General features: G+C 41.6%; 33 protein-coding genes and 1 riboswitch. Of the genes, 6 read left to right on the top strand and 27 right to left on the bottom strand.

The features are described from left to right. Positions 1-27 precede the first annotated feature (27 nt). Together ABVF21_RS06615 and ABVF21_RS06620 are read right to left on the bottom strand one after the other, a co-directional pair. Complete coding sequence (locus tag ABVF21_RS06615) at positions 28-795, bottom strand: SDR family oxidoreductase (RefSeq protein WP_371017820.1); 768 nt, start codon at positions 793-795, stop codon at positions 28-30. An 84-nt stretch (positions 796-879) separates the two neighbouring features. Beyond that, the gene (locus tag ABVF21_RS06620; protein WP_371017821.1) at positions 880-1,173 is read right to left on the bottom strand and encodes a hypothetical protein; all 294 of its coding nucleotides are present in this window, start codon (positions 1,171-1,173) and stop codon (positions 880-882) included. A 213-nt stretch (positions 1,174-1,386) separates the two neighbouring features. Then, a riboswitch (cyclic di-GMP riboswitch) is annotated at positions 1,387-1,487 on the top strand. Positions 1,488-1,509: 22 nt separating this feature from the next. On the opposite strand from ABVF21_RS06620, the gene ABVF21_RS06625 reads away from it, so the two are divergent. Next, on the top strand, positions 1,510-1,629 hold the full coding sequence (locus tag ABVF21_RS06625) for an anti-repressor SinI family protein (RefSeq protein ID WP_303535649.1): 120 nt from the start codon (positions 1,510-1,512) through the stop codon (positions 1,627-1,629). A gap of 113 nt (positions 1,630-1,742) precedes the next feature. Next, positions 1,743-2,078 carry a helix-turn-helix domain-containing protein gene (locus ABVF21_RS06630; protein WP_194218416.1) on the top strand — a complete coding sequence of 112 codons (336 nt, stop codon included), beginning with the start codon at positions 1,743-1,745 and terminating at the stop codon, positions 2,076-2,078. A 41-nt stretch (positions 2,079-2,119) separates the two neighbouring features. On the opposite strand, the gene ABVF21_RS06635 is transcribed toward ABVF21_RS06630, so the two are convergent. From ABVF21_RS06635 to ABVF21_RS06645, 3 genes are read right to left on the bottom strand one after another with little or no spacing between them, the layout of a single operon-like run. Beyond that, positions 2,120-2,506: a DUF5658 family protein gene (locus ABVF21_RS06635; RefSeq protein WP_369290140.1), complete on the bottom strand. Its 387-nt coding sequence runs from the start codon at positions 2,504-2,506 to the stop codon at positions 2,120-2,122. Continuing rightward, entirely contained in the window at positions 2,436-2,699 is a 264-nt protein-coding gene (locus tag ABVF21_RS06640; RefSeq protein ID WP_303535651.1) for a hypothetical protein, read from the bottom strand. The genes ABVF21_RS06635 and ABVF21_RS06640 overlap by 71 nt, the downstream gene beginning before the upstream one ends. A gap of 12 nt (positions 2,700-2,711) precedes the next feature. Then, a complete protein-coding gene (locus tag ABVF21_RS06645; protein ID WP_303535653.1) occupies positions 2,712-2,834 on the bottom strand; it encodes an anti-repressor SinI family protein in 123 nt (40 codons plus the stop codon). A gap of 312 nt (positions 2,835-3,146) precedes the next feature. Here ABVF21_RS06645 and ABVF21_RS06650 point away from each other — a divergent pair, with 312 nt between their 5' ends. Beyond that, positions 3,147-3,479, top strand: a complete 333-nt coding sequence (locus ABVF21_RS06650; RefSeq protein ID WP_226615717.1) for a helix-turn-helix domain-containing protein — start codon at positions 3,147-3,149, stop codon at positions 3,477-3,479. A gap of 72 nt (positions 3,480-3,551) precedes the next feature. Here ABVF21_RS06650 and ABVF21_RS06655 read toward each other — a convergent pair whose 3' ends face one another. The 6 genes from ABVF21_RS06655 to ABVF21_RS06680 all read right to left on the bottom strand — a co-directional run bounded on the left by ABVF21_RS06655 (position 3,552) and on the right by ABVF21_RS06680 (position 7,535). After that, positions 3,552-3,731 carry a hypothetical protein gene (locus tag ABVF21_RS06655; RefSeq protein ID WP_303535657.1) on the bottom strand — a complete coding sequence of 60 codons (180 nt, stop codon included), beginning with the start codon at positions 3,729-3,731 and terminating at the stop codon, positions 3,552-3,554. Between the two features lie 215 nt (positions 3,732-3,946). Beyond that, complete coding sequence (gene fabZ, locus ABVF21_RS06660; RefSeq protein ID WP_194218411.1) at positions 3,947-4,369, bottom strand: 3-hydroxyacyl-ACP dehydratase FabZ; 423 nt, start codon at positions 4,367-4,369, stop codon at positions 3,947-3,949. 18 nt (positions 4,370-4,387) lie between these two features. Next, the gene (locus ABVF21_RS06665) at positions 4,388-4,672 is read right to left on the bottom strand and encodes a DNA-directed RNA polymerase subunit beta (RefSeq protein ID WP_371017822.1); all 285 of its coding nucleotides are present in this window, start codon (positions 4,670-4,672) and stop codon (positions 4,388-4,390) included. Positions 4,673-4,708: 36 nt separating this feature from the next. After that, complete coding sequence (locus tag ABVF21_RS06670) at positions 4,709-5,710, bottom strand: rod shape-determining protein (protein WP_194218409.1); 1,002 nt, start codon at positions 5,708-5,710, stop codon at positions 4,709-4,711. A gap of 139 nt (positions 5,711-5,849) precedes the next feature. After that, a complete protein-coding gene (gene spoIIID / locus ABVF21_RS06675; RefSeq protein WP_048311390.1) occupies positions 5,850-6,122 on the bottom strand; it encodes a sporulation transcriptional regulator SpoIIID in 273 nt (90 codons plus the stop codon). A 501-nt stretch (positions 6,123-6,623) separates the two neighbouring features. Beyond that, complete coding sequence (locus tag ABVF21_RS06680) at positions 6,624-7,535, bottom strand: peptidoglycan DD-metalloendopeptidase family protein (protein ID WP_371017823.1); 912 nt, start codon at positions 7,533-7,535, stop codon at positions 6,624-6,626. Positions 7,536-7,836: 301 nt separating this feature from the next. Between ABVF21_RS06680 and ABVF21_RS06685 the strand changes: the two genes are divergently transcribed. Continuing rightward, positions 7,837-9,324, top strand: coding sequence for a glycosyltransferase (locus tag ABVF21_RS06685; protein WP_371017824.1), 1,488 nt, complete (start codon positions 7,837-7,839; stop codon positions 9,322-9,324). A 53-nt stretch (positions 9,325-9,377) separates the two neighbouring features. Here ABVF21_RS06685 and spoIID read toward each other — a convergent pair whose 3' ends face one another. From spoIID to ABVF21_RS06760, 15 genes are all read right to left on the bottom strand, one after another. Beyond that, complete coding sequence (gene spoIID, locus ABVF21_RS06690; protein ID WP_371017825.1) at positions 9,378-10,382, bottom strand: stage II sporulation protein D; 1,005 nt, start codon at positions 10,380-10,382, stop codon at positions 9,378-9,380. 184 nt (positions 10,383-10,566) lie between these two features. Further along, entirely contained in the window at positions 10,567-11,895 is a 1,329-nt protein-coding gene (murA, locus tag ABVF21_RS06695; protein WP_303535668.1) for a UDP-N-acetylglucosamine 1-carboxyvinyltransferase, read from the bottom strand. Between the two features lie 29 nt (positions 11,896-11,924). After that, positions 11,925-12,671, bottom strand: a complete 747-nt coding sequence (locus tag ABVF21_RS06700; RefSeq protein ID WP_194218404.1) for a YwmB family TATA-box binding protein — start codon at positions 12,669-12,671, stop codon at positions 11,925-11,927. Positions 12,672-12,974: 303 nt separating this feature from the next. Beyond that, positions 12,975-13,208: a DUF1146 family protein gene (locus ABVF21_RS06705; RefSeq protein ID WP_098445370.1), complete on the bottom strand. Its 234-nt coding sequence runs from the start codon at positions 13,206-13,208 to the stop codon at positions 12,975-12,977. A gap of 205 nt (positions 13,209-13,413) precedes the next feature. Beyond that, positions 13,414-14,940: an NADH-quinone oxidoreductase subunit NuoN gene (nuoN, locus tag ABVF21_RS06710; RefSeq protein ID WP_371017826.1), complete on the bottom strand. Its 1,527-nt coding sequence runs from the start codon at positions 14,938-14,940 to the stop codon at positions 13,414-13,416. A 3-nt stretch (positions 14,941-14,943) separates the two neighbouring features. Further along, positions 14,944-16,443, bottom strand: a complete 1,500-nt coding sequence (locus tag ABVF21_RS06715; RefSeq protein WP_371017827.1) for a complex I subunit 4 family protein — start codon at positions 16,441-16,443, stop codon at positions 14,944-14,946. Continuing rightward, complete coding sequence (nuoL, locus tag ABVF21_RS06720; RefSeq protein ID WP_371017828.1) at positions 16,443-18,284, bottom strand: NADH-quinone oxidoreductase subunit L; 1,842 nt, start codon at positions 18,282-18,284, stop codon at positions 16,443-16,445. The genes ABVF21_RS06715 and nuoL overlap by 1 nt, the downstream gene beginning before the upstream one ends. A 16-nt stretch (positions 18,285-18,300) precedes the next feature. Further along, positions 18,301-18,615 (bottom strand): NADH-quinone oxidoreductase subunit NuoK, encoded by a 315-nt coding sequence (nuoK, locus tag ABVF21_RS06725; RefSeq protein ID WP_194218400.1) that lies wholly within the window; start codon positions 18,613-18,615, stop codon positions 18,301-18,303. Continuing rightward, entirely contained in the window at positions 18,612-19,130 is a 519-nt protein-coding gene (locus ABVF21_RS06730) for an NADH-quinone oxidoreductase subunit J (protein ID WP_303532374.1), read from the bottom strand. Before ABVF21_RS06730 ends, nuoK begins: the two co-directional genes overlap by 4 nt. Continuing rightward, the gene (gene nuoI / locus ABVF21_RS06735) at positions 19,127-19,546 is read right to left on the bottom strand and encodes an NADH-quinone oxidoreductase subunit NuoI (protein ID WP_194218398.1); all 420 of its coding nucleotides are present in this window, start codon (positions 19,544-19,546) and stop codon (positions 19,127-19,129) included. The genes ABVF21_RS06730 and nuoI overlap by 4 nt, the downstream gene beginning before the upstream one ends. A 19-nt stretch (positions 19,547-19,565) precedes the next feature. Continuing rightward, positions 19,566-20,573: an NADH-quinone oxidoreductase subunit NuoH gene (gene nuoH / locus ABVF21_RS06740; protein WP_283153347.1), complete on the bottom strand. Its 1,008-nt coding sequence runs from the start codon at positions 20,571-20,573 to the stop codon at positions 19,566-19,568. Then, on the bottom strand, positions 20,573-21,673 hold the full coding sequence (locus tag ABVF21_RS06745; RefSeq protein WP_303532380.1) for an NADH-quinone oxidoreductase subunit D: 1,101 nt from the start codon (positions 21,671-21,673) through the stop codon (positions 20,573-20,575). Before ABVF21_RS06745 ends, nuoH begins: the two co-directional genes overlap by 1 nt. Positions 21,674-21,675: 2 nt before the next feature. Beyond that, positions 21,676-22,803, bottom strand: coding sequence for an NADH-quinone oxidoreductase subunit C (locus ABVF21_RS06750; RefSeq protein WP_371017829.1), 1,128 nt, complete (start codon positions 22,801-22,803; stop codon positions 21,676-21,678). Then, entirely contained in the window at positions 22,800-23,318 is a 519-nt protein-coding gene (locus tag ABVF21_RS06755; RefSeq protein WP_194218394.1) for a NuoB/complex I 20 kDa subunit family protein, read from the bottom strand. Before ABVF21_RS06755 ends, ABVF21_RS06750 begins: the two co-directional genes overlap by 4 nt. Further along, a complete protein-coding gene (locus ABVF21_RS06760) occupies positions 23,309-23,686 on the bottom strand; it encodes an NADH-quinone oxidoreductase subunit A (protein WP_226615730.1) in 378 nt (125 codons plus the stop codon). Before ABVF21_RS06760 ends, ABVF21_RS06755 begins: the two co-directional genes overlap by 10 nt. 120 nt (positions 23,687-23,806) lie before the next feature. Between ABVF21_RS06760 and ABVF21_RS06765 the strand changes: the two genes are divergently transcribed. Next, complete coding sequence (locus tag ABVF21_RS06765; RefSeq protein WP_371017830.1) at positions 23,807-24,280, top strand: YbgA family protein; 474 nt, start codon at positions 23,807-23,809, stop codon at positions 24,278-24,280. Between the two features lie 103 nt (positions 24,281-24,383). After that, positions 24,384-24,944, top strand: a complete 561-nt coding sequence (locus ABVF21_RS06770; RefSeq protein ID WP_371017831.1) for a DUF1697 domain-containing protein — start codon at positions 24,384-24,386, stop codon at positions 24,942-24,944. A 57-nt stretch (positions 24,945-25,001) separates the two neighbouring features. Here the strand turns inward: ABVF21_RS06770 and ABVF21_RS06775 are convergent, their stop codons facing one another. Beyond that, positions 25,002-25,403 (bottom strand): F0F1 ATP synthase subunit epsilon, encoded by a 402-nt coding sequence (locus ABVF21_RS06775; RefSeq protein WP_303532396.1) that lies wholly within the window; start codon positions 25,401-25,403, stop codon positions 25,002-25,004. Positions 25,404-25,584 lie beyond the last annotated feature (181 nt).

Consider the following 25,584-nt stretch of genomic DNA (forward strand, 5'->3'; position numbering starts at 1 on the left):
TCAATAAGAAACCCGAGCAGCTAGTCATTATAACAGCGATTCCGCTCCATCAACATACATCTCTGTCCCTGTTACATGACTAGATGCATCAGAAGCTAGAAAGTAAACGACGTCTGCCACCTGTTGTGGCGAACCTGGTTTTTGCTCAAGCGGATGACTTCCTTCAGGATATTCTACTGGAATTTCAATTTCTTCTACACTATCTTTCTTGTCTGTGTTTTGATCAATGTTCGTATCGATTGCCCCAGGGCAAATGGCGTTTACGCGAATGTGATACTGCGCTAGTTCAAGAGCAGCCATTTTCATAAAGGCTACCTGTCCTGCTTTTGAAGTACTATAAGCAGACATACCAAAGTTCGAAAAAGTCCGATTGCCATTTATGGAACTAGTAATAATGATACTCCCTCCATCTTCTTTCATATAAGGGATTGTATGTTTCACCATTAGAAAAGTACTTCTTAAATTTGTTTCAATCGTCTGATCCCACTCATCAACCTTCATTTCTTCAATCGGATTCAGTGTGCCATTAATTCCTGCATTGTTAAACAGAATATCAACGCGTCCCCATTTGTTAACAACTTCCTTCAAACCATATGTAACTCGTTCTTCATCGGCCACATCCACATCAAGGACAAACGCCTCTCCCCCGTTTTTTACGATCGACTCCTTCACTTGTTCGGCTCGACTTTCCTTCAAATCAAATAAGCAAACTCGAACGCCTTCTTTTGCAAAGCGTTTAGCTGCGGCTTCTCCAATGCCAGATCCACCACCTGTTATAACGGCTACCTTCTTCATATTTAACACTCTCCTTTTTTCTGACTATTCCCGTCCACCTATTTTTTAGACAATTTTATATAAAAAAGAGACCCGTTAAGGTCCCTATTGCTGGTTTTCAGTTTCATCATTTGATTTTTGCTCTGTATCGTCCATATCCCCTTCATCCATGTTACCATCTTCATCTTTATCGCCTTCTTCTGAACCATCCTTATTCATTGTATCATCGTCTTCCTGATCAATCGTTCCATCATCTTCGTTAACATTCTCTTCATCTTCTGGTGTATCTTCTTGCATCTCGGGATCTTCTACCGGTCCTTCTTCTTCATTTGCATTCGAACAAGCCGCAATACTCAGGGAAAGTAACATCGTCATCAATAACAACATCCACTTTTTCATAGAAAAACCTCCATCTTTGTAATAGTCCTATTTTGACCATCGCTAGTGGATGTATGTATTTTCCTAACACCAAATTTTAAAAAAGCTATTTATTTACAAAAAAAGTCATATATTTTTGATATTTCTTACAAATTACAACACCTTTCGTAGGTTTAATGACCTATTATGATAGTAGGATTTTCATAAATATATGATGGATCGTACAAAGTATCCTCCAGAAAAGGGCAACCATTTTTGAAAAAAAGTGGGCGCAAAGTAAACAGATCTAAGGAAGCTTCTTCTGAGAAGGCTTCTATGATGGCTGAACTACCTGGAAAGAGTTTAAGGAGGAGTTACATGGGCGTACATACAGAAGAAAATCTTGACGAGGAATGGATTAAACTAATGAAAGAAGCGAAGGAATTGGGCATCAAAATTTCTGAAATCAAAGCGTTTCTCAAAAATGAAGGAGTGTAACCTGAACGAAAGCGGCAGAACGGAGGCCGCTTTCGTTCTATTTACGGAACAATAACATACTGGTATAATTACATACAATCAAAGAAATTTGTCGAAGCATCGGAGGGATACACGTGATAGGTGAAGAAGTAAAGAAGTATCGTTTACGCAAAGGGTTATCTCTTTCAGAATTAGCGGAACGCGCGAATGTGGCCAAGTCATATCTGAGTTCAATTGAACGAAATATACAATCAAATCCCTCTATCCAATTCCTAGATAAAATATCTAATGTTCTTGATGTTTCGGTAGAGGTATTACTTCAAGGAGATGATCCTATTCATCAGAGTGAGTTAGACTCGGAATGGAAAAAGATCGTTAAAGAAGCGATGGAGTCTGGTATAAGCAAGGACCAGTTCAGGGAGTTTCTGGAGTTTAATAAGTGGCGGGCCAAACAGGGGTCTGATCAATAAATTGTTTTTTTAAGAGCCGACATCTTCCAGTAGGCTCTTATCTATTTGGGTAACAGTATATATACCCAATAGCCGTGGATACACAATATGAAAGAATATATTGTTGAAGCCACGATTAATAAAATCCGTATTAAAACGGATTTTAAGTGATGAAATTTTAAAAGTAAGACGATCAGAAAAATAGACAAACCTATTTTATACATTAGGAAAACAAGTGGATCCATTTGAAATAGCGCTCGCATTAGTGGATTCACTTCTCCGATCCATCCATTTTGAATTCCCCAATATGTGATAAATCCATCAAGAGTGTTAATACATGCTAAATAAATAACAAAAAACTTCTCCCACTTTGTCCCTTTATTCATAATGAGATGAAATATTTTGGTTTTGTATAATCTCCCTAAGTTCATCGTACATTTTCTGTTCATCTCGGATTATTCCCTTGATGTCTTGTTCTTTATTTTCAAGTCCGTGGATTTTCTCTAGAATAAAAGATAAATCGCACTTCCCTTTATATTCGTCATTGATGTAAAGTTTGGCGACCTGTTTATCAACCGCAATGATTTTAATCCTTTTCCCTAAAATATACGAGACAAAAGTTCCTTCCCCTAACTTGATCACCATCATTCCTCCTTACTTTTTTGAGGAATTGATTAGAAAATCCTTCACTTCCTCCTTAGATAATCCCATTCTTCTTGCAATTGAAATAAGGGCCACCCATTCCTGATCCAATTTTTCGTCAGTATACGTTTTCATTCCCCATCCCCCTTATATATTTCATCAATAAACGACATTAATAAAGAACGTTTTGTTCTTTATTTAGAATGTACATCTAATATAGTCTTATTTTGGAAGTTTAAAAAGACTGAAAATTCTTTGTATTGAGTTGTTATTAGCATATAATCTGCTATATACTACTAAATACTCTCTCGTTCTTAAATTTTAATTATTTTGTTCAACGAGACTTTTAGAAGACTAATATAAAAACACGACATTTGTTCTGTTTACAGAACAAATTGTTCTTGATAAAATTAAAACAATAAATAATGATAAAGTCGAGGTAAAGGGATGATAGGGGAAAAAATTAAACTTTATCGGAATCGTATGGGACTGTCTTTAACTGAACTCGCTAAACGGGCAGGGGTTGCCAAGTCTTATTTAAGTTCGATTGAACGAAATCAACAGGCTAATCCTTCTATTCAATTTCTTGAAAAAATAGCGGCAGAATTAAAGGTTCCTATGGAAGTGTTCATATTAGAAGAAGATCACGAGGAGCCGGCACTCGACACGGAGTGGAAAGAATTAATCGAAGAAGCGATGCGCTCAGGTATTACAAAAAAAGATTTCGCAGACTATTTAGAGTTTAAGAAGTGGCAACTCCATCATGGTAATAATGAATAAATCAACTGTTTACAAAAGAATTATCTCTTGAAAGAAGAAACTCCTGTCCACGAAGGACAGGAGAGAAAGTTCTTATTCAGCAGAGTTCTCAGAGTTTTCGTTAGCCGCTGGCTCTTCGGTGTTGCTTCCATTGTTCATAGAGTTATTGCCGTTATCAGAATCATTTTCACCGCTGTTACACGCTGTGATTAACATAACAGCTACTAACGAAGTTGCAATTTTGAGCATGAATTTCTTGTTATTCATTTCCAAAATTCCTCCCTGAACTCGATAAGTTTTACCGCTATGTAGCGGTTGAGTAAATCATAGCAGGTAAAAAAGAGTATTTGTTAGAATTTACATAGTCTCTATGATCGTTTAACATTACATCAACATTTGAGTCATCATCGAGCCTCTACTAATATGAACTTCACACTCCAAAAAATCCCTATTTCCGTATAAATCACGGAAATAGGGATTTGCTTGTCCTACTTCAAAGCAAACATAATCTCAGCTTCTGCTGCAACTTCGCCGTCCACTGTTGCTGTTGCTTTTCCTTTGCCGATCGGTCCTTTGATACGAATGATTTCAACTTCTAGACGAAGCTGATCTCCCGGTTTAACCTGTTTTTTAAAGCGACATTTGTCAATACCAGTAAAGAAAGCTAGCTTACCTTGATTATCTTCCTTCTTCAGCATCGCGACAGCACCTACCTGAGCAAGCGCTTCAACGATTAACACACCTGGCATAACAGGGTAATCTGGAAAATGTCCATTAAAGAACTCTTCATTCGCTGTAACGTTCTTAATACCAACTGCTCTTACTTCTTCTTCTACTTCAAGAATTCGATCAACGAGCAGAAAAGGGTAACGATGCGGGATAATCTTCTTAATGTCCTGACTATCTAACATAATTCATTCTCCTAACTGTTACTCTTCTTTTTTGACGATATCACTAATCTTTATCCATGTACTCTTCTTAAAGACATCTGCAGGGCTTCCGTCTCCAATGACACCGTAACCGATCATCGCACCTGCTACAAGTGAAGCGACGAGCAATAGGGCAACGAGAAGAAGGCGTAGCCAGATTGGAATTAACCGAATCCTTGGCTTACGCTCTTTCGTTTCTTTATTCTTATTCGTTTTTATGGCCTCTTCATTAAGAAGTTCCTTATGCTCTGAGGTCTGGTTCACCTTTTCATGGTTGTTCGCCATTATGATTACACCCTTACGAATAGTTTCCGTTCTAATTTAGACTAATTTTTTCTTTGCAATTTTGTCAATATGCTCGAGCATGAGGCCTGTCCCTTTTGCAACACAGCTCATCGGCTCTTCGGCAATGAGTACAGGTACCATTAGCTCTTCAGCGAATAGCTGATCAATACCGTGAAGCAAAGCACCCCCGCCTGTCATGATGACACCACGATCAATAATATCTGCTGAAAGTTCTGGAGGAGTTCTTTCAAGTACGCTCTTCGCGGCCATTACCATATGTGTAATTGGCTCCTGAAGGGCCTGCTGAATTTCATCAGATTTCACTGTGATTGTGCGTGGAAGTCCTGAAACCATATCGCGTCCACGAATATCAAGTTCTTCTTTCCGGCCGCCTGGAAATACCGTTGCTACGTTAATCTTAATTTGTTCTGCTGTCCGCTCCCCAATGAGAAGCTTATACGTTTTCTTGATGTAATCCAGGATTTCGTAATCGAACTTGTCCCCTGCCATTTTAATGGAAGAGGCGGTGACAATATCGCCCATTGAAAGAACTGCGATATCCGTCGTTCCACCGCCAATGTCCACAACCATATTACCGCTTGGCTGAAATATATCCATGCCAGCGCCAATCGCTGCTACTTTTGGTTCTTCTTCAAGGAAAATTTGTTTTCCACCGCTTTTTTCAGCAGCTTCTTTAATCGCTTTCTTTTCAACAGACGTAATGTTTGTTGGCGTACAAATTAGAATACGCGGCTTAGATAGAAAGCTTTTTACATTAATTTTGTTCAAGAAATGTCTCAGCATCACTTCTGTAATATCGAAGTCTGCGATCACGCCATCTTTCAATGGACGTGTTGCAACGATGTTTCCAGGAGTCCGGCCAACCATTTGTCTTGCTTCTTCACCTACAGCAAGTGCTCTTCCAGTACCAGTGTCTAATGCCACGACAGAAGGTTCATCCAACACTATGCCTCTGCCTTTCACATAAATCAGTACGTTCGCGGTACCTAAATCAATCCCAATATCACGTGAAAACATGACTTATCCTCCCTGTATTCTTTCACTCATCTATTGTCTCAGTCCTAGTATGTTTAAACTACTTATCCATTAGTATATTGTACCACAAATAAAGAACCAGGAAGAAAGTATTTAGAAAAAAATGTCGTTTTTAGGCGTATTATTTGACAGCTTCTTCTTTTTCCGTATCCTTTCTATATTTTATTCTCGTCGCTTCGCCGCCGCGGAGATGGCGTATCGATTTATGATACTCGAGAATCCCCTTCACCTCATTGGCGAGGTCCGGATTAATTTCGGGAAGCCGTTCTGTTAAGTCCTTATGAACGGTACTTTTGGACACTCCAAACTCTTTGGCGATCACCCTCACCGTTTTCTTAGTCTCCACGATGTAATTTCCAATCTTGATGGTTCGCTCTTTGATGTAATCGTGCACACCACTCGCCTCCCTAAATTGGATGTGAGAGATGCGAAATGAGACTGATAAAGTGATCATGCTACGAAGCTCTAGTCATCAGGTCGACCTACATGATGTCAGGAGTATTGCATGCAAGAATACTTCGAAGCCTTACCACAACTTCTCACCTCTGCCCCTCATTTACTAAGTTTTGTAACATTTTATTAAGGCAAAGGTGGTTATATACCAAAAAGTCAAGAGGGACAAGGGATTTTATTTAAATTTTCTTATAATGTCCGATTTTTGCCTTTTTGGTATGCTAAATCATTTCCTAAAAGAACCTCTTCTATAGTATTTCTCTTCGCATCTTTGCATGCAATTATTTACTAATTGATTTCTTTAATCCTCAGGATTTCAAGCAATTTCAATTCTTTTTATGCTATAAAACTTGAATTAGCATGCTATTTCCCGGGAAAGGTCGAACGGTGTCATATTGAAATGAGAACAAATAAAAAACCCCCGATTGCTCGGGGATTCCTGTTACTCTGAATCCTTTGTATCTGATTTTTGATCATCCGATTTCTGCTCATTGGTATTTTGCTCGTCGGATTTATCCTCGTCAGCACTCTTTGCATCATCTTCGGCGTCTTTCTCAGCATCCATTTCGGATTCTGTACTGTTGTCTTTGTTCTCAACATCAGTACCTTCTGAGGCTGATGGGTTGGAAACTTCATTGCCGGCCTTTTCTGGACCTTCAATTGCGGAAGAAGGTTGATTAAAAACATCAAGTGGGTTAACTGGAGTACCATCTTTACGAACTTCAAAGTGTACGTGTACACCAGCGTCTGTATCAAATGTGTTTGTTCCAGCCTTACCAAGCTTATCGCCTTGCTTCACTTTATCGCCTTCTGCCACTTCAACTGCTTCAAGCGATTCATAGACAGTGACAACCCCATCTGCGTGTTCTAAATGAACTACATTTCCTAGCAGCTGGTCGTCTGATACTTTAACAACCTTACCACTCATTGCAGCTTTGACTTCAAAGCTTGCTCCATCTTCACTAGCGTAGTCAATTCCTGCATTTTGGTAGTAGGTATTATTATAGAAAACAAGGGCTGCTTGTTGTTCTTGCGTGCTAGCTGATGTGTCATAGAATTGTTTCTGCACAAATACACCACTATCTTCGGCTGCAGGTACTTTAAAGACTTCTGAATCACCAAGGACTGGAACGGACTCGTCATTAGTGTCAAAGGCACTTCTTTCTTCATCAATTCCGCTTAAATCTTTCGGGCCAGCATTTTCTTGCCCACCTTGCATCCATAGAACGGCTGCAAGAACAATTGCTGCAAAACCAAGATAGACTGCCGGATAGATCCAGCGTTTTCTTGCTAGCTTCTGCCATTTAGAAGCGCTTTTTTCAACAGGATGAGATCGTTGTTTTTCGTCTCCCATTTGTTCATCACCTCAGCAACATTGTGGTCAGGTTGCGAGATTTATATACATGTTCCTAAAAAAATGTCTATTTATTTTTTGATAAGGTGGATGTTTTTATTCATGATTTCGATTTTCCCAGTATTTACTTATGATTTTAGGCGTATTTTTCTATATATGCCATTATTTCTTGTTTTATATTTTGTTATCTGTTTGTAAGAATGATTACTTGAATATGAGGGTATATAACCTTTAACAACACTTTTGGCACTAAAATCCGTTTTGATTTATTCAAGACGAGAATGAAGGGGATTACTCTATTATGAATTACGTCATTACATCAACACTGCCCGAGCAATTTGGAGGCAGAACAAAGTCCCTCCTCGATCGTACTAAGAAATTAGTAGAACAGGCTGACCTGAACTATACTATTATCACAACAAATTACAATCCTTACTATGGGGACATATATGAGCAATATTATAGTGAAAACAAAGTACCGCGTTCGGTGAAGATGATGAACATCTACGACTATCTTGCCGATCGTTCTTATTCAGGCGATAGAGTCGAACAACCCCTTGAGGAAGAAGGACTCACGTATCGTGAAATTAAAAAGAATAAAGCCTATCGCTATTTTGAAAACGGCGAATACGTTCTTTATAAGAGTTACGATTCGGAAGATGGATCACTTAAATTCATTGATTTTATGGATCCTTATAATCGCAAACGTGCGTGTCGAAAGGAATTTAATAAACGAGGAAAATGCCATCGGAAGATCAATTACAAACAAGGGACGACAAATAAACTTGAAGAGATCTATTATGATGATCGCGGACATGCTTATGTTAACCAAACATACGATGGGACGAGTGACAACAAGATTATCCGTATCCATCATTTCACTGAAAAAGGCATCCTTGAGTTTAAAACAGAAAAAGATTTCTTCCGCTATTGTCTGGAGCAGATGATTGAGGATTCTTCTACTATTATCAATGACGCTCGTCTTCTTGATAAACCTATGTGTGAGCTGAAAGGTAACGACCTTACGAAAATCGCGATTCTTCATAATACACACTTACAAAGTGAAGATATCAATGATATCAAATCATCTTATCAATATATTATCGACCATGCAGATGAAGTGGATCATATCGTCGCGTTAACCCAAGAGCAAAAAAAGGATCTCTCTCATTTAATTTTCAACAATGAAAAGATTAGCATTATCCCGCATTCTATCGCGCCATCAACCTTGAATTTGAAGGGAGAGCGTGATAATAAATTTGTTTTCATCGGTCGCTTAACTGATGTGAAGCAACCTGACCATTTAATCGAAGCCTTTCAATTGGCTAGAGAACAGCTGCCTACTTTCACTCTTGATATATATGGTGAAGGCCCGATGAAAGAAAAGCTCGAAGAAAAAATCAAAGAATATCAGCTTGAAAAGCACATTTTCTTAAAAGGGCTAACAGATGACCCAGAAAGCGTATTTGCTACTGCAAAGGCATCTTTCCTGCCAAGTCAGTACGAAGGATTTGGACTCGTTATCATGGAAAGCCTAAACAATGGTTGCCCAGTTGTAGCTTATGATATTAAATACGGACCAAGAGATTTAATTAAAGACAAGGAAAACGGACTTATGGTTGAAAAAAATAACATTAAGGCTTTGGCTGAAGCAATGGTACAAGTTAAGGATAAATCATTTGGCAAGATCGAAGTAGATAAGGAGTACCGTGAGCCAGCTTTCGTAAAAAATTGGACAACACTTATCGAAAAACAAGAGAAAAGATTTAAGTTACCCTTCTTTAAATGATAGCTATTCACAAAACTTACCCAAAGATAAAAGGCCGCATTAAATGCGGCCTTTTATCTTTGGGCTGTAAAATTCGTCACGTATTTTTCCATTTCACTAATGGCAACTCCTTGATAATAGTATTTAACGATATCAGAGTAAGCACTACCGTCCTCAGCCATTCCATTAGCTCCATATTGACTCATGCCTACGCCGTGCCCAAATCCTTTCGTGGAAACGGTAATCGTATCGCCGCTCCGGTCCCATGTAAAGTCAGAAGAACGAAGTCCAAGAAGGTCCCTGATTTCTCTTCCTGTAAACTGCTTCCCATTTATTGAAACTTCCGCAACTCTTTTACCTTCCGTCAAGTTTTTGATCGTTCCAATCGAATGATTATTAGTGAGCGTCACTCCTAACTTCTTTTCGAAGTCGGCTACTGTAAACGTCGCTTTATCTTCATATTTTGGAGAATCAACGTCCCAAGGACTTTCGACACTTCTTAAGTACGGTGCTTTATTTTCCCAATAATCTTCCGAATTCTCGGTATAGCCGTTGCTTGTTGAGAAAAAGGAAGCATAAATCGGATTCCCATCATACGTTAAAATTTGTCCAGCTGTGGCTTGAACTGCTTCTTCTATTCTTGCATATTTCTCTTCAAAGTCTTTGCCCCATGCTTTCTTAAGCTCGGCTTCATCTTTATATACCTGATCCTGAACCGTATCCGTTACAACCGCTTGATCGGGAAGGTCCGCAGGAGGGTTTGTGAGCTTTGTTACGACAAATGTTCTCGCTGTGAGAGCTTGAGCCTTTAAAGCTTCTATATTGAAATCTGTAGGCATCTCAGCGGCAACAACGCCTTTCACATAATCTTCGATCGGTATGCTCGTCGTCACAGTCTTTGCTGAACGATAGACCGGGACTTCCACTTCCACCACTTCTTTCACCTTCTTCTCAGCCATCTGATTTCCTTCACTTACTGGTTGCTTCATCTCCGTTGTTCCAAAAGGTAAAACCAGGATAGATGGAAGAAGGATTAGAATCGCTGCAAATAGAATAAGTGAACCTACCATTCGCTTCATCCGCATGCCTCCTTCTCGATTGTTTACCCCTATCATCGTATGGAGTTGGACAACCATTTAGAACAGAAATGCTAGCAGCGCAAACGTTTTTTACCAATAATCTGTAAGTCATTAAATATAGTATTTATTTTGGTTGCATACAAAAAAGGAGGCCAATGGCCTCCTTTTTATCTTTATTATTAGATTATGCAAATTTTGGTTTCATGTTAACTGATTGTTCTTCAGTTGATTCTGTTGCAGGCTTTGCATCTTCACCAACTGTTACGCGTTCAACGTCAGCTCCAAGACTTGCAAGCTTTCCGGAGAAGTTCACGTAACCGCGATCCAGGTGCTTAAGCTCATCAACGCGAGTGTAGCCATCAGCTACAAGGCCAGCAAGAATCAAAGCAGCTCCAGCGCGCAAATCAGTAGCGGATACTTCTGCACCTTGAAGTGTAGAAGGCCCTTCGATAATAGCAGCGCGTCCTTCAATCTTAATGTTACCATTCATGCGGCGGAATTCTTCCACGTGCATGAACCGATTTTCAAATACTGTTTCGGTAATCACACTTGTACCCTTCGCTTGAAGTAGCAACGCCATCATCTGGGATTGCATATCCGTCGGGAATCCAGGGTGAGGCATTGTTTTCAAATCAACAGGCTTAAGCGTTTCAGGTCCAACAATACGAAGTCCCTGACCTTCTTCTGTAATTTCTACGCCCATTTCTTCCATTTTCGCAATAAGTGGACGAAGATGTTCAGATACAGCATTCTCGATCAGAACGTTACCACCAGTAATTGCAGCAGCTACCATGAATGTTCCTGCTTCAATACGGTCTGGGATTACAGCATGCTCTGCTCCAACTAGTTTCTCTACGCCTTCAATGCGTATTGTAGCAGTACCTGCACCGCGAACTTTCGCACCCATAGCGTTCAAATAATTTGCAAGACAAACGATCTCAGGCTCTTGAGCAACGTTTTCCATTACTGTCGTACCTTCAGCAAGTACAGCAGCCATCATAATGTTCTCAGTGGCGCCTACACTTGGGAAATCAAGATAAATCTTTGCTCCTTGAAGTCTTCCTTTGATGCCTGCTTCAATAAAGCCGTTACCAATCGTAACTTCTGCACCCATCGCTTCAAACCCTTTAAGGTGCTGATCAATTGGTCTTGAACCAATTGCGCAACCTCCAGGTAGTGCAATACGAGCATGACCCACGCGGGCCAAAAGTGGTCCCATTACAAGAAACGAAGCTCGCATTTTACGAACTGCTTCAAATGGTGCCTCTGTTTCCAAAGGTTTTGTTGCGTCTACTTTAATCGTGTTGCCTTCTATTTGCGTCTCAACATTAAGATAGCTTAATACTTCACTTATCGTGTGTACATCTGAAAGGGCAGGCACATCTTTTAACGTGCTCGTGCCTTCTCCTGCTAAAATAGATGCTGTGATGACGGGCAAGACTGCATTTTTAGCTCCTTCAACTTTCACAGAGCCAGACAATCTCCTGCCACCTCGGACGATGATTTTTTCCAACGTATTCCCCTCCGCGTCCTATTTGTATATTAATATTCAGTCGTAATTATTGGTGTGCCAATTGTTGCGGTTATTCCGCCGCCTATTCCTGTATTGCGTAATGCTATTTGTATGTTCATTCTCTTGTTGTTCGTTACAAGATCTTCTTCCCACTCTTCATGGTATGCGGAAAGAGATACAAACGTCTCTTCATTGATTTCTTCTACTTTTGAAGCGGAAAAAGCTCCTAACAGCTTGTCTGCTTCATTGTACAAAACAATGTTCATTGTATCATTTTTCTCGCCTACAAAACAAGTGAAAACTGGTGTTTCTTGCGGGTATAATTGTGTCTTTTGTGCCTTAAAACGTTCGTACGTTGTTCGCCATTCCTCCTGAGAAAATCCTGTTATTTCCATTTTGTAAATAAGATAAGAGCTAATGCGATTGTTTTCTGGATATGACACGAGTGTCAGTGTTTCTTTCGTACCTAGCTTAGAATCAATTCTTGTCCCACTTACTTTTACATTTCCATCATTTTTTACCAGATCACCCCACGAAAAACCGGGTGCTCTTTCTGTAAGCTTAGACGTAATACCTTTGTACCCTAACGATTCCTGGATGAAACTCACTTTTTCTCGTGTGTAAAGAGACCAGCCCTCAATTGAATAATTGTGGGTTAATAAAACATTCGCCATTTCGGTTACTTTTACTTCCGTGTCATCTTCAATTGAGACTGATGTACCATTTGAAAAACTCGCTAAAAGTAAAATAGATAATACTCCGATTAGAAGCTTCATCTTAACCCTCTCCCCGTTCAGGTCTTCTTATCTTTCAGTGTGACCATGAGGAGGGAGTGCATACATGGAAGTTGTAGTCAGTTCCCGACAAATTCCGTACGAAGCTTCTGTATGTTAACGCTAGTGTGTTTGTTTAGCTACAACGCTTGTCGGGTTTAAACGGGCACATTCGCTTTTCGTTGTCTAGCTACAACGCCCAAACCCTCGATCGCTTCACCTTCCAAACTGAACACAAAGACCGTGTTCATTCTGGAAGGCTCCAGCGCTTGTCGGGTTTAAACGGGCGTTTTCGCTTTTCATTTTTCAAAAGAAATATTGTAGACGGAGTGACCAGTTGTAGTAATCTAGGAAGAAACTGCTTGCGAGGGAGCCGATGCTTAGGGTTAGTAAGATCATGAGGACTTTCGCCTGTGGACTGTTCGGTTTTTTAAAGAATACATCGAACCGAACGGTTTGTAGCGCCCACCAGGTGATCATAATGAAAACCAGGTTAATGACAATCGTTAAAATCGATTGTTGCGCCAGTGCTTCTGTCATCTTCTCTACCCCCTATCTGCAAGTGCATCATTCGACAAACGTACATTATTCCATCTAAAAGCCTATTATAAAAGATTTCCACCCAAATGAATACCCTACTTTCCCACTATAAAAGGGATTATTTCATTTCAAAATAAGTCATTTTCGTCATAATCTGGTAGGAATGCACTCATTCATGAAAAAAACAGCAGAATGATCTGCTGTTCTAAGGATTAAAAATCTCTAGAAATTGAAAATGATCATGTATAAAGGTTAACGCAATGGAAGGGAAAACCCCAAGTAAAACGGTTCCAGCTGCCGTTATGGCTAGCACGGTGACGATGCCATTTGATGCCAAAACCGGCCTTTTTGTTTGGGAAGGTCGAAAGTACATTTGAATAAACAGCCCAAAATAATAAACATAGGAAAGCACTGTGCCCGCTAGCATAGCCACCACTAAAAAATATCGCTTCGGTTCGGTTCCAAGGGCACTCATGAAAATCTCGAACTTACCGATGAAACCTGCTGTGAGCGGGATACCAGCGAGAGATAGAAGATAGATGGTCATAGCAATGGTTACATACGGCGCTCGCTGAAATAGTCCTGCAAACGAAGCCACCGTGACCTCCTCATCATTTTCCGTCAAGGCATGGATGACAGCGAAAGCCCCCAGATTCATCAACAGATAAGCGGCGAGATAAAACCACACCGCATCAAAGACTAACTCAGAAAGAGCGGCTAACGGTACAAGAAGATACCCTGCGTGCGCAATGCTGGAATAAGCCAAAAGTCGTTTTGCATTCAGCTGTCTTAGTGCCATCACATTTCCTATAAGAATTGTTAGAACAGCTAATAGAACAAGATAAGGTCGAACCGATACAAGTAGCGTTTCATAGCTGATTCCCTCTGGTGTAATCACTTTTCCCGTACCAGGTGCAAAGACAAACGGTACCATTAGCAGTCTAAGTGTGATTGCGAATCCGGCTATTTTAGAAACAACACTTAGATAAGCTGTAATCGGTGTTTCGGCTCCCTGGTATACATCTGGTGCCCACATATGAAACGGAGCGGCCGTAATTTTAAAGGCTAGACCAACGAATATCATGAGAAAAGCAAAAACGGCAAGATAACGATTTTCCGTCACGACTTCGCTTCCCATTAGCGCTTGAATTTCATATATATTCGTCTCTCCAGTAAGTCCAAATAAATAGCTCATCCCAAACAGCGTAATCGCAGTCGCTATACCGCCATTAACAACATATTTAAACGCCGCTTCATTTGCGAGCTTATCTTTCTTTCGAATTCCCACTAGAACATATGAAGAAAGGCTTAATAATTCTAGACCTACAAAAAGCGTAATCAGATCTGCACTCGAAGCCATCATCATACCACCTAGTAAACCCGTTAGAAGAAGGTAGTGGTACTCACCTTTCACTTCGCTTAGATCATTCGTTTTCAAGCCTAGAAGCATAACGAAACCAGTCCCAATTAGCATAAGAAGCTTAAACGCTTTCGCAAAAGAATCCAGTCGATAAGTTTGATTTAGAATCGTGACAACTCCATTATCAAACTGAAAAATAAGAAAGACAATGGCTAGTGCGATGCCGACGATTGCGAGCCAAACGAGAATAGACCTATCTCGCCTTTTATCCATAAAGAGATCGATCAACGAGAGTGCAACTGCTGTTATTAGTATAGTGAATTCTGGCATCATACTGCTCCATTGGTATGCTAGCAACGTATCGATATCCATTCGTTAACCTCCGATCCCGAGTGTACGAGCGATTTGAAGTGTGTTAGATAACACTGCAGGATAGACACCAATCCAAATAATCATACTGAGAAGAATAGCTGATGGAACAAGCTCAACGGCAGATAGATCTCTTTCCTTATCAAACGCAGGGCGTCTTTCACCAAAAGTAACCGCAAGAACGGCGCGAAGCATATAAACCGCTGTTAAAATGAGACCAATCACGCCTATGCTTCCGATTACAGGCATTGTTTCAAATAAGCCTAAAAAAGCTAGAAATTCACTGATGAAACCGCTCATTCCAGGTAATCCAAGTGATGCCAGCCCGGCTGCGAGGAAAAACCCTGCAAAAAGGGGCGTCTGACTTGCGATGCCTCCTAATTCTCCAAGCTTTGTCGTGTGAAAACGGTCGATCAGTACACCAACAAGCAGGAACAGCAGCGCTGCAATAAGACCATGAGAAATTGTTTGGAACACTGCCCCTTGAAGACCCGCGGTATTAAATGAAGCAACGCCCAGAATGACGATTCCCATATGCGAAATCGAGGAATAGGCTAGAACAGCGCGAAGTTCTGTTTGAACTAGGGCAATAAAAGCACCATACAGCAAATTAATGACGCCAAGAATAGCTAGAAGAACTGCCGTTTCTTTTAGCTGCTCTGGGAAAAAACCTGCTCCGAAACGTATGAGGCCATATGCACCTATTTTAAGTAATACACCGGCGTGAATCATCACAATGGCGATTGGAGCCTCCACGTGTACTCGTACCATCCACGTATGCAGCGGTACGATTGGAAGCTTTGTACCAAATGCCAGTAACAGCAGGGCAAACAGCCACATTCTAGTGTTTCCAGATATAATTTCATAGGACTCTGTCTCTTGTAAGAGGGAAGTTAGCTCACTAATATTTGTCGTTCTCGTCTCAACAAAGAGAACGATAATGACAATCAACAATAGGATCGAGCCTATCCCGTTGTAAACTAAGAAAGAGAAGGCTGCTTTTTCCCGCTCATATCCGCCCCATTTCCCTACAAGTAGAAACATCGTAACAAGAGTTATTTCAAAGAATAAGAAAAACAAAAACAAGTTTTCGCTTGAAAAAACGCCGAGAATGCCAAGTTCCAGTATCAAAAACAGGATATAAAAGCCTTTCACACCTTCTTGAATGCGAAGGGCTGCAAGTGAGGCGAGAAACGTAATCAATGAAGATAGCATTAGAAAAAGGAGCGATAGCCCTGTGACCCCAAGATCATAAGTCACTGGGTAAGGCTCGTTGGGACTAATCGCAGTCATTAACTCAAACAATTGATGTGTTTCCGCAAATTGAACCCCTGATACTGTTCGATTGTATAAGCTAAATACAAAAATCGTTAACGTTAGTGGTAGCACAGTGCCAAGAATACCAACTGTTTTGATTGATTGATGCTGTGAGGGCATCATAGCAAGAACGATGACACCAAGTAGCGGGGAGAAAATCAAGATCGTTAGCAAGTAAGACTCATCCATTAGAAATACCCCCCAAATACTGCAATTAATAGGAGCACAACCACTAAACCAGAGAATGCTACAGTGCCGTATGTTTGAACCTGACCGGATTGAATTCTTGCTCCTATTTTTCCTAAGTGCTTTACAATTCCCGTTATGCCTTGAGCGCCTCCTTCAATAATAAAGCGATCAAAATACAAACAGAAATAACCGATCACGCGGGTTCCTTTTACAAAGGTAGCTTCGTATATTTCGTCGATATAATATTGATGCGTTAACAGCTTATGCACTTCGCTCCCTTCACCTGGAGCCATGCCTTTTCTTACATACATGAACCAGGCGAGTCCAATTCCTGCAATGGCTAACAAACTCGCACTGATCGGAATCCACGATGGTCCTGAATGATGATTGGCTAATATCGGATAAGGACTCGTTTCTAGCCAGTCACCAAGAAACGAACCGAACCATGTTGTCTGAATATACCCTGCAACAATAGCCAAAGCCGAAAGGACAATCATTGGAATCAACATCACCCGAGAAGACTCTTTCGCTTCACGCGAACCTGTGCCAGAAAAGACGAGGAAGTAAAGACGAAACATATAAAACGCTGTCAGAAAAGCGGTTACTAAAGCAATCGCAAATAAAATGTAGCGCCCATCCGCATAAGTCGCGACAAGTATCTCATCCTTACTGAAAAAACCTGCAAATAGCGGAAATCCAGAAATGGATAAGCAACCTATTAAGAAGAGAACTGCTGTGATAGGCAGTTTTTTTCGAAGCCCCCCCATTTTATGAATGTTTTGTTCATGGACCGCATGGATCACACTGCCTGCAGCAAGAAAGAGTAAGGCTTTAAAGAACGCATGAGTTGTCAGGTGGAAAATTCCTGCTGTGTAGCCCGCTGCACCAAGGGCAAGCATCATATACCCTAGTTGACTAATGGTTGAGTAGGCAAGTATGCGTTTAATGTCTTTCTGGACAAGGGCGATTGTCGCTGCAAAAATGGCGGTGAATCCACCTGTTATGGCAACGGTTGTCATAGCCGTTTCTGAACTTGCGAAGAGTGGATACATGACAGCAACGAGATAAACACCCGCAGCAACCATTGTCGCTGCATGGATTAAAGCCGAGACTGGGGTTGGACCTTCCATAGCATCAGGAAGCCATGTGTGGAGCGGGAACTGACCAGATTTTCCTATCGCCCCTACGAAAATAAGAATCGCTATGAGCGTGACCATTGAAGGGGCAATATCGCCTGCTTGAGCCGCTTCAAAAATGACATCGAGTTCAAAGCTTCCTGTTTGCCAAAAGAGAAGAAAAATCGCAATAAGCAGACCAATATCTCCAATCCTTGTGACGATAAAAGCTTTTTTTGCAGCTGCCTTTGCTTCTGGTTTATAGAAATAAAAACCTACTAGTAGAAAGGAACAAACACCAACAAGCTCCCAGAAAACATAAAGTTGAAGGAGGTTTGGTGAGAGAACGAGAGCCGTCATTGCAAAAGTGAACAAACCAAGATAACTAAAGAACGTTGCATAGCGCTCGTCATTCGCCATATAACCGATCGAATACATATGTACGAGAAAGCTGACAAGCGTGACGATCACGAGCATCAAAGCATTTAGCGGATTCACTTCAAGCCCCACCGTAATCACCACTAAATCGATGGAGAGCCAGTTGTGTTCTACGAGATAGTTCCCTTGAACGAAATGACTGTAAAGCACGAGAAGGGAACAAATAAAGGCAGCACCAGCGATAACGGTGCCCACAACTCCAGCCTTTCGATAAAGAATTGGCCTAGTGAATAGAATGATGAGAAACGATAGAAGCGGCAACATTGGTATAAGCCAGACATAGTCCACTTTTATACCCCCTTCGCTACTTTTTGAGTGTATTCATTTCATCTACATTGACGGTAGCCCTGTTCCGATAAAGCGCCATAAGAATGGCAAGACCGACAGCGGCTTCCGCTGCAGCGACTGTAATGGTAAAAAGAGAAAATACCTGACCCCGAATCGAAGCACCTACGCCATATTTTGCAAAAGCTACAAGATTTAAGTTCACTGCATTCAGCATTAACTCGATCGAGATAAGGACAATGACGGCGTTCCGCTTCGTTAATGCCCCGTAGAGACCGATACAAAAAAGAATTAGCGCCGTTAATAGAAAAGCCGAAAGCGGGATTGAGCTCATGATTGCTCACCTTCTTTATCATCGGGATCATCTTTCTTTGCAATAATGATCGCTCCGACAAGAGCGACGAGTAGGAGCACAGATACAAGTTCAAATGGAATAACGTAATCTGTGAACAACATCATACCTATTTGCTCCGTATTATTTTCGTGCAAGCTCTCAGCTTGCGGCCCGAGAGAAACAGTACGAATGCCTTTAAAGACGATCAGAAAGAATACGGTGATCCCAGTTAATACGAGCCCTTTCTTTGCCCAGCTTGTTTTCGTTTCTTCTTCAGAATGCTTCGTGAGCATGATGCCAAATAGCATGATGATCGTAATAGCGCCAGAATAAATCAGAACTTGCACAACAGCCACGAATTCTGCTGAAAGCATCACGTAAAGTCCAGCAATGCCGAGAAAAGTTAGCACTAACGCCATCATCATATGAATCACTTTCGTTAAATTAAGCATTAGCAAGCCGCCAGTAATCGTCACAAGAAATAGGAAAAGAAAGACGAACAGCTCTCCGGTCATACTTTATTTTCCTTTCGAAGGTTCGTGTCATTTTCATCGAGCCATTCTAAATTCTTAAAAAGATCATCCCGGCTATATTCGGCAAGCTCGAAATTATTCGTCATAATGATCGCTTCGGTCGGGCATACCTCTGTGCAAAGGTCACAAAGAATGCAAATTTCGAAGTTAATATCATACGTGTCGATGATTTTTCCTTTCTTGCTTGGGTCTGGATGCTTCTTACCTGATAAGGTGATGCAGTCAGTTGGACATATGGCGACGCATTGATTACAGACAATACACTTTTCAGGATAAAACTTCTGAATGCCACGAAATCGATCTGGTAAGGCTAGTGGCTGATCCGGATAGTTATAGGTTACTTTCTCTTTCGTCATATTTTTGAGGGTGTAAGCTAAACCTTTCGCAAGTCCTCGCATGTTGGGCTTCCTCCCTTATCTAGAATGAACGTATGATTTCAATGACAACGGTCGTTAGAAATATGTTCAATAGTGCGAGTGGCAATAGCACCTTCCAGCCAAAGGACATGAGCTGATCCGCTCTTAGTCGAGGGAATGTACCGCGAATCCAGATCATCACGAAGACGACTAGGATAAATTTCAGTGCAAACCAGACTGGTCCTGGAATAAAGGATAAGTAAGGAATCGCCTGCCAGCCGCCAAGAAATAGAATCGTCGTTAGCGAAGCCATAGCGAATAAATATACGTATTCTGCAAGCATGAAGAACGCCCAGCGGAAGCCAGAATATTCTACATGATATCCGGCTACGAGCTCGGATTCCGCCTCAGGTAAATCAAACGGCGTACGGTTCAATTCAGCAACAGAAGCGATTAGAAAAATCACAAAGGCGAGCGGTTGCTTAAAAAGAAATGCCACGCTCTCCTGCTCGGCAATAATCGTGTTTAAATTAAGCGATCCTGTCAAAAGCACGATGCCGATCACACTCATGACAAGTGGAATTTCGTAGGAAATCATTTGAGCCGCCGAGCGCATGCTACCAAGAAGAGCGTACTTATTGTTTGATGCCCAGCCCCCTGCCAGGATTCCGATCGTAGAAATGCCAGAAATCGCAATATAATAAAGCAAACCAACGCCAATGTTCGCAAACGAAACTCGTTCTGTTAATGGAAGGGCGACAATCACAATAAAGGCTGGGGCAAACGCGACAACCGGTGCAATGATAAACAATGGACGATCTGCGTCTCTTGGGATGGTATCTTCTTTAAGTAAAAGCTTCAGCACATCCGCTACCGTTTGCAGTAAACCGAACCTTCCCCCTACTCTGTTTGGACCATGGCGGAGCTGCATGAAGCCAAGTACTTTTCGCTCTGCCAAAATAGCGTACGTTACAAAACCGAGTACGACCATCAACATCGCAGCACCTACGAGGAAAAATCCAAGTGTCTGCCAGTAGCTCGGTGTAGATCCAAGCATGTTGTTAATCATTACCCATCCACCTCCCCGAGCACAATATCAATGCCCCCGAGGATCGCAATCAAGTTCGAGATGTTTTCCCCTTCTAACAACTCAGGTAGTATTTGTAAGTTATAAAAGGAGGGACGGCGGAACTTTAGGCGATAAGGTTCTTTCTTTCCTTTTGATGCGATGTAGCACCCGATTTCGCCACGTGGTGATTCAATTCGAACATACGTCTCTCCTGCAGGCGGTTTAATAATCCGCGGTACTTTTGCCATAACAGGTCCTTCAGATGGGATTTGCTCTACCGCTTGTTCTACAATCTTCAACGCTTCTTCGATCTCAGCCATGCGACAATGGTAACGCGCTAGCGCATCGCCTTCCCGGAAGACTGGAACATCAAATTCAAAGCGGTTATAAAGCGAATACGGTTCGTTTTTTCTAAGGTCCCATTTCACACCGGTACACCGCAGGTTTGCCCCACTCAAGGAATACGAAAGTGCTTTTTGTTTCGAATAAGCACCTACTCCTTTGATTCTTGCCATAAAAATTTCATTCCCCGTTACAAGATCGTGATAGCCAGCAAGCTGTTCTCTCATATAAGGAACAAAAGCACGAACTTTATCAAGCCATCCATCTGGCGCATCCCACTTCACTCCGCCTACGCGCATATAATTAAAGGTAAGACGACCACCTGAAATTTCGGTTAATAGGTTAATGATGACTTCTCTCTCTCTGAATGCATATAGAAATGGGCTCATCGCACCAATATCGAGAAGGTATGTTCCGAACCAAACGAGATGACTCGCTACTCGTCCAAGCTCCATGACAATAATGCGAAGATAATCTGCCCGCTCTGGAAGCTCCATTGCCATCATCGTCTCAACGGCATGACAGAGGATGTAATTATTCGTCATCGCAGCTAAATAGTCCATCCGGTCGGTATATGGGATGATCTGCGTATATTGGAGGTTCTCCGCAATTTTTTCTGTCCCCCTGTGCAGATAACCAATCACCGGCTTAGCTTCCTTAATGATTTCTCCATCAATTTTGAGAACAATGCGAAAGACACCATGAGTGCTCGGATGCTGAGGTCCTACATTCAAAAGCATTTCCTCTGTCCGTATCATTGCTACACCTCCACATCATACGGCTCATAATCTTTTCGAAGGGGATGCCCCACCCAGTCATCAGGCATCATAATTCGTGTTAAATTGGGATGTCCTTTAAACACGATGCCTAGTAAATCAAACCCCTCACGCTCAGGCCAGTCCGCCCCCACCCAGAGGGATGTAAGAGAATCTATAACTGGTTCCTCTCGATCTATCTTCACCTTGAGCGCTACGCTCTGGCTGTTCTGATAGGAGTAAAGATGATTGTAAATTTCCATATGCGATTCAAAATCTGTTCCATGTGTTTCTGAAAGATAGTCAAAAGCGAGAAGCTCATTGTGTTTAAGAAATTGGGCGAGCTTCAAGTACGTGTGTTTTTTAGCAACGAGCGTCGGAACGTCTTTTGCAAGACGATTAATATAAGCGTCTTCTAAAAGATCGTCACCAAGATTTTGTTGAATGATGTGAAGATAGCGGTCAAGGACAGGTTGATTCGGTGAAGGGGTCTCTTCTACAGGCTCTTCGTTTTCTTCAGATGCTTTTGCTTTCGCCTTTGCAGCCGCCTTCGCTTTTGCGGCCGCTACCGCTTTCGCTTTCTCATCTGAAATATCAGACGCTCCATCCTTTTTCTGCTTTTTAAGCGCTGCAGCTTTGGCCTTTGCAGCCGCTACGGCTTTCTTTTTCGCTAGATCATCGTCTCCACCTTTACTTATTGCTTCATTCTGCTGCATTTCTTTTTGCTTTTTGATGGCCGCCGCTTTCGCCTTCGCGGCTGCTACGGCTTTCTTTTTTGCTAGAACAGCGTCTCCATCTTCGCTAGTTGTTTCATCCTTCTTCAATTCTTTTTGCTTCTTGAGAGCCGCCGCTTTGGCTTTTGCTGCTGCTACTGCTTTCTTTTTCGCTAACGCTAGGTCGTCTGACTCTTCACTCACTGATTCATTTTTTTCCAGTTCTTTTTGCTTCTTAAGGGCAGCGGCTTTGGCCTTTGCAGCAGCCACTGCTTTTTTCTTCTGAAGCTCTAGGTCGTCTGCAGGTTTCTCAGCTTCAGCAGCCTGCTTTTGTCGTAACTCAGCAGCTTTCCGTTTTGCCTCTTCAACCGCTATCCGCTTTTCTTCTGCTAGCTCTTCAGGTGTTTTGCCATCTGTCATCGATTGGTCACCCGCTTTCCGGTTCGAGCTTCATAGCGAATTTTTTCCTGTAATTTATTAATTCCATAGATAAGTGCTGCTGGATTAGGTGGACATCCAGGTATATATACGTCGACAGGTACAATTTGATCGACCCCTTTGACGACCGCGTAGGAATGAATATAAGGGCCACCAGCTGTGGCACACGAACCCATGGCGATAACCCATTTAGGTTCAGGCATTTGGTCATAGAGACGCTTTAGCACAGGAGCCATTTTCTTCGTTACGGTTCCTGATACAATCATGACATCAGACTGTCTTGGCGATGTTCGAAAAAATGTTCCAAAGCGATCAAGGTCGTAATGGGAGGCCCCTGAACCCATCATTTCAATTGCACAGCATGCGAGACCAAATGTAAGCGGCCATAGTGAATTGCTTCTTGCCCAGGCCTTTACATTTTCAAGCGTTGCCAGGAACACATTCTGCTTCATTTCTTCATATTCTTCCGGTGTAATATTCTCTAGGTTTATATCCATTTCAGCACCTTCTTTTTCCATGCGTATAGTAAGCCAATTAAGAGCATGACAATAAAGATCATCATTTCAATGAACGCAAAGAAACCAAGCTTTTGATAAGCAACCGCCCACGGATATAAGAAAACAGTTTCGACATCAAATATCACAAAAAGCAGTCCGAATAAATAATAGCGAACGTTATACTGGATCCAGCTTTGGTGAAACGGCTCTATGCCGCTTTCATAGGTTGTTTGTTTCTCAGGTGTTGGTTTTGAAGGACGAAGGAATCTTCCTGCTGTTAGGGCAACAGCTGGAAGGAGAAGGCCAAGGAAAAGAAACATCATTACGAAGAGATAACTATTTTGGTACACGTTAAGCGATTCACCCATTCAGGTCTCTCCTCTCATCGTGCTGTAAAGTTGCTAGTCTTGTATACTAATTCAACATCCCAACTCTTATTCTTGCTTTTATTCGTAAGTTTTTTTAAAATTTCGAACAGAGGTGGTCGTATGCCAGACAAAAGAATCAGAACGCTTACAGAGAAGCTGTGGGCAAAAAACAAATATACCGTGATGGCAAAGGGATATGAACATTATCAAAAGGTAGGAGAAGCCTTAAAAAACGCTCAGTCTCTTGAAGAGCTAGTTGATGTTTATGATCTCATCAGTGAAAGCTTAACTCTCCCCTTTACTAAAAAAGGTATGCGGACAACACTCCAACATATGTGGGGCTATTTCAAAAAACAGGCAACAAGTGAGGAAAAAGAAGATTTTTTTATAAAGTTGAATCTACGAATCACACCATCATCGCCCCTAACCGATCAAGACATTGAAAGCATTCGTAGCCATCTTGCCGTATTACTTAAAAAGTACCCATCCGATTACTTGTTACAAAGCAGCTTTGTGCAAACGAGCAGGAAGTGGAATGAAATATATGATCAAAAACAACTAAAAACAATTTCTAGAAATGATTATTCTGAATGAAATAATTGAAATTGTGGAGGATTATCGCTTTAGCACATCGTAATTAAATCATGACTAGTTTCAAATCAGAGGCATATCAAAGTGAATAAAGGGTGGGACAAGAATGACGAGCTATATTGGATTATTAAGAGGGGTTAACGTTGGTGGAAAAAACAAATTAAAGATGGCTGATTTACGAGATGCTCTGACAAAGGAAGGCTTTCTACATGTGAAAACGTATATACAAAGTGGAAATGTCTTTTTTGATTCAGAAGAATCGGAAGAAGGTTCAAGGAGAAGAGTGGAACAAATCATCAGCACCGAGTTCGGATTGAAAGTGCCTGTATTAATAAGATCTGCAACAGAGTGGCAAAGCATGATCGAGAGTTGTCCGTTTCACGAGGAACAAATTGCAAAAGCGCAAGAAAAGGCTGTTGGAGAAAGCCTTTATGTAGCTATGTTAGCGGAACCACTCCGGACAGATGCTAAAGAAAAACTTGTTTCATATGCTTCTGAGAAAGAAGAATGTGAGCTGATCGGAAGAGACGTTTTCCTTCTGTTTCATTATAGTATTCGAAATTCAAAGCTTGCGACCTACTTAACTCGAGTCAATGAGTATGCAACAATTCGAAATTGGAAAACCATTAATAAGATAGCTGACATGCTCCCTCATGATGTAACTTAACACCTATATTTCCGCGCAAAAAAGCACCAGAGGAACGTCTCCTCTGGTGCTTCATCATTATTTACCTGCCAAATCCAGACGGTTGATTGCACGCTTAAGCGCTAGCTCAGCACGTTTGAAATCAACATTATCCTGCTTCGCTTGATTTAAGCGTTCTTCTGCTCGTTCCTTCGCAGCACGTGCACGTTCCACGTCAATATCGGAAGGTAGCTCTGCAGACTCAGCAAGGATCGTTACCTGCTTTGGTCTTACTTCAACAAACCCACCGCTAACGGCCAGTAATAGTGTATCCGCTCCATTTTTGAAACGAACCGCATTAATTGTAAGAGGGGCAACAAGCGGAATGTGTCCTGGTAAAATACCGAGCTCACCGCTCTTTGCTTTTACGCTGACTAGTTCAGCTTCCCCTTCGTATACCGGGCCGTCAGGGGTGACTACACTGACTTTCAATGTATTCATTGTACCCCTCCCTGGGTGTGGTGATGGTAATTTAGAAAAGCGTAAGCGCCTTGGTCACCCCCGACATGCTTAAGGCGAGCATCAATGTGGCGGTCTTTGCCACAATGATGATTGACTTAAGACCTCGAGGGGGTAGGCGCTGGAGCTAGACATCGACAGCGTTGGCAGTCGCCTCCGCTTT

Origin of the sequence: Pseudalkalibacillus sp. JSM 102089 (assembly GCF_041366475.1) — a bacterium.
GTDB lineage: Bacteria > Bacillota > Bacilli > Bacillales > Guptibacillaceae > Guptibacillus > Guptibacillus hwajinpoensis_B.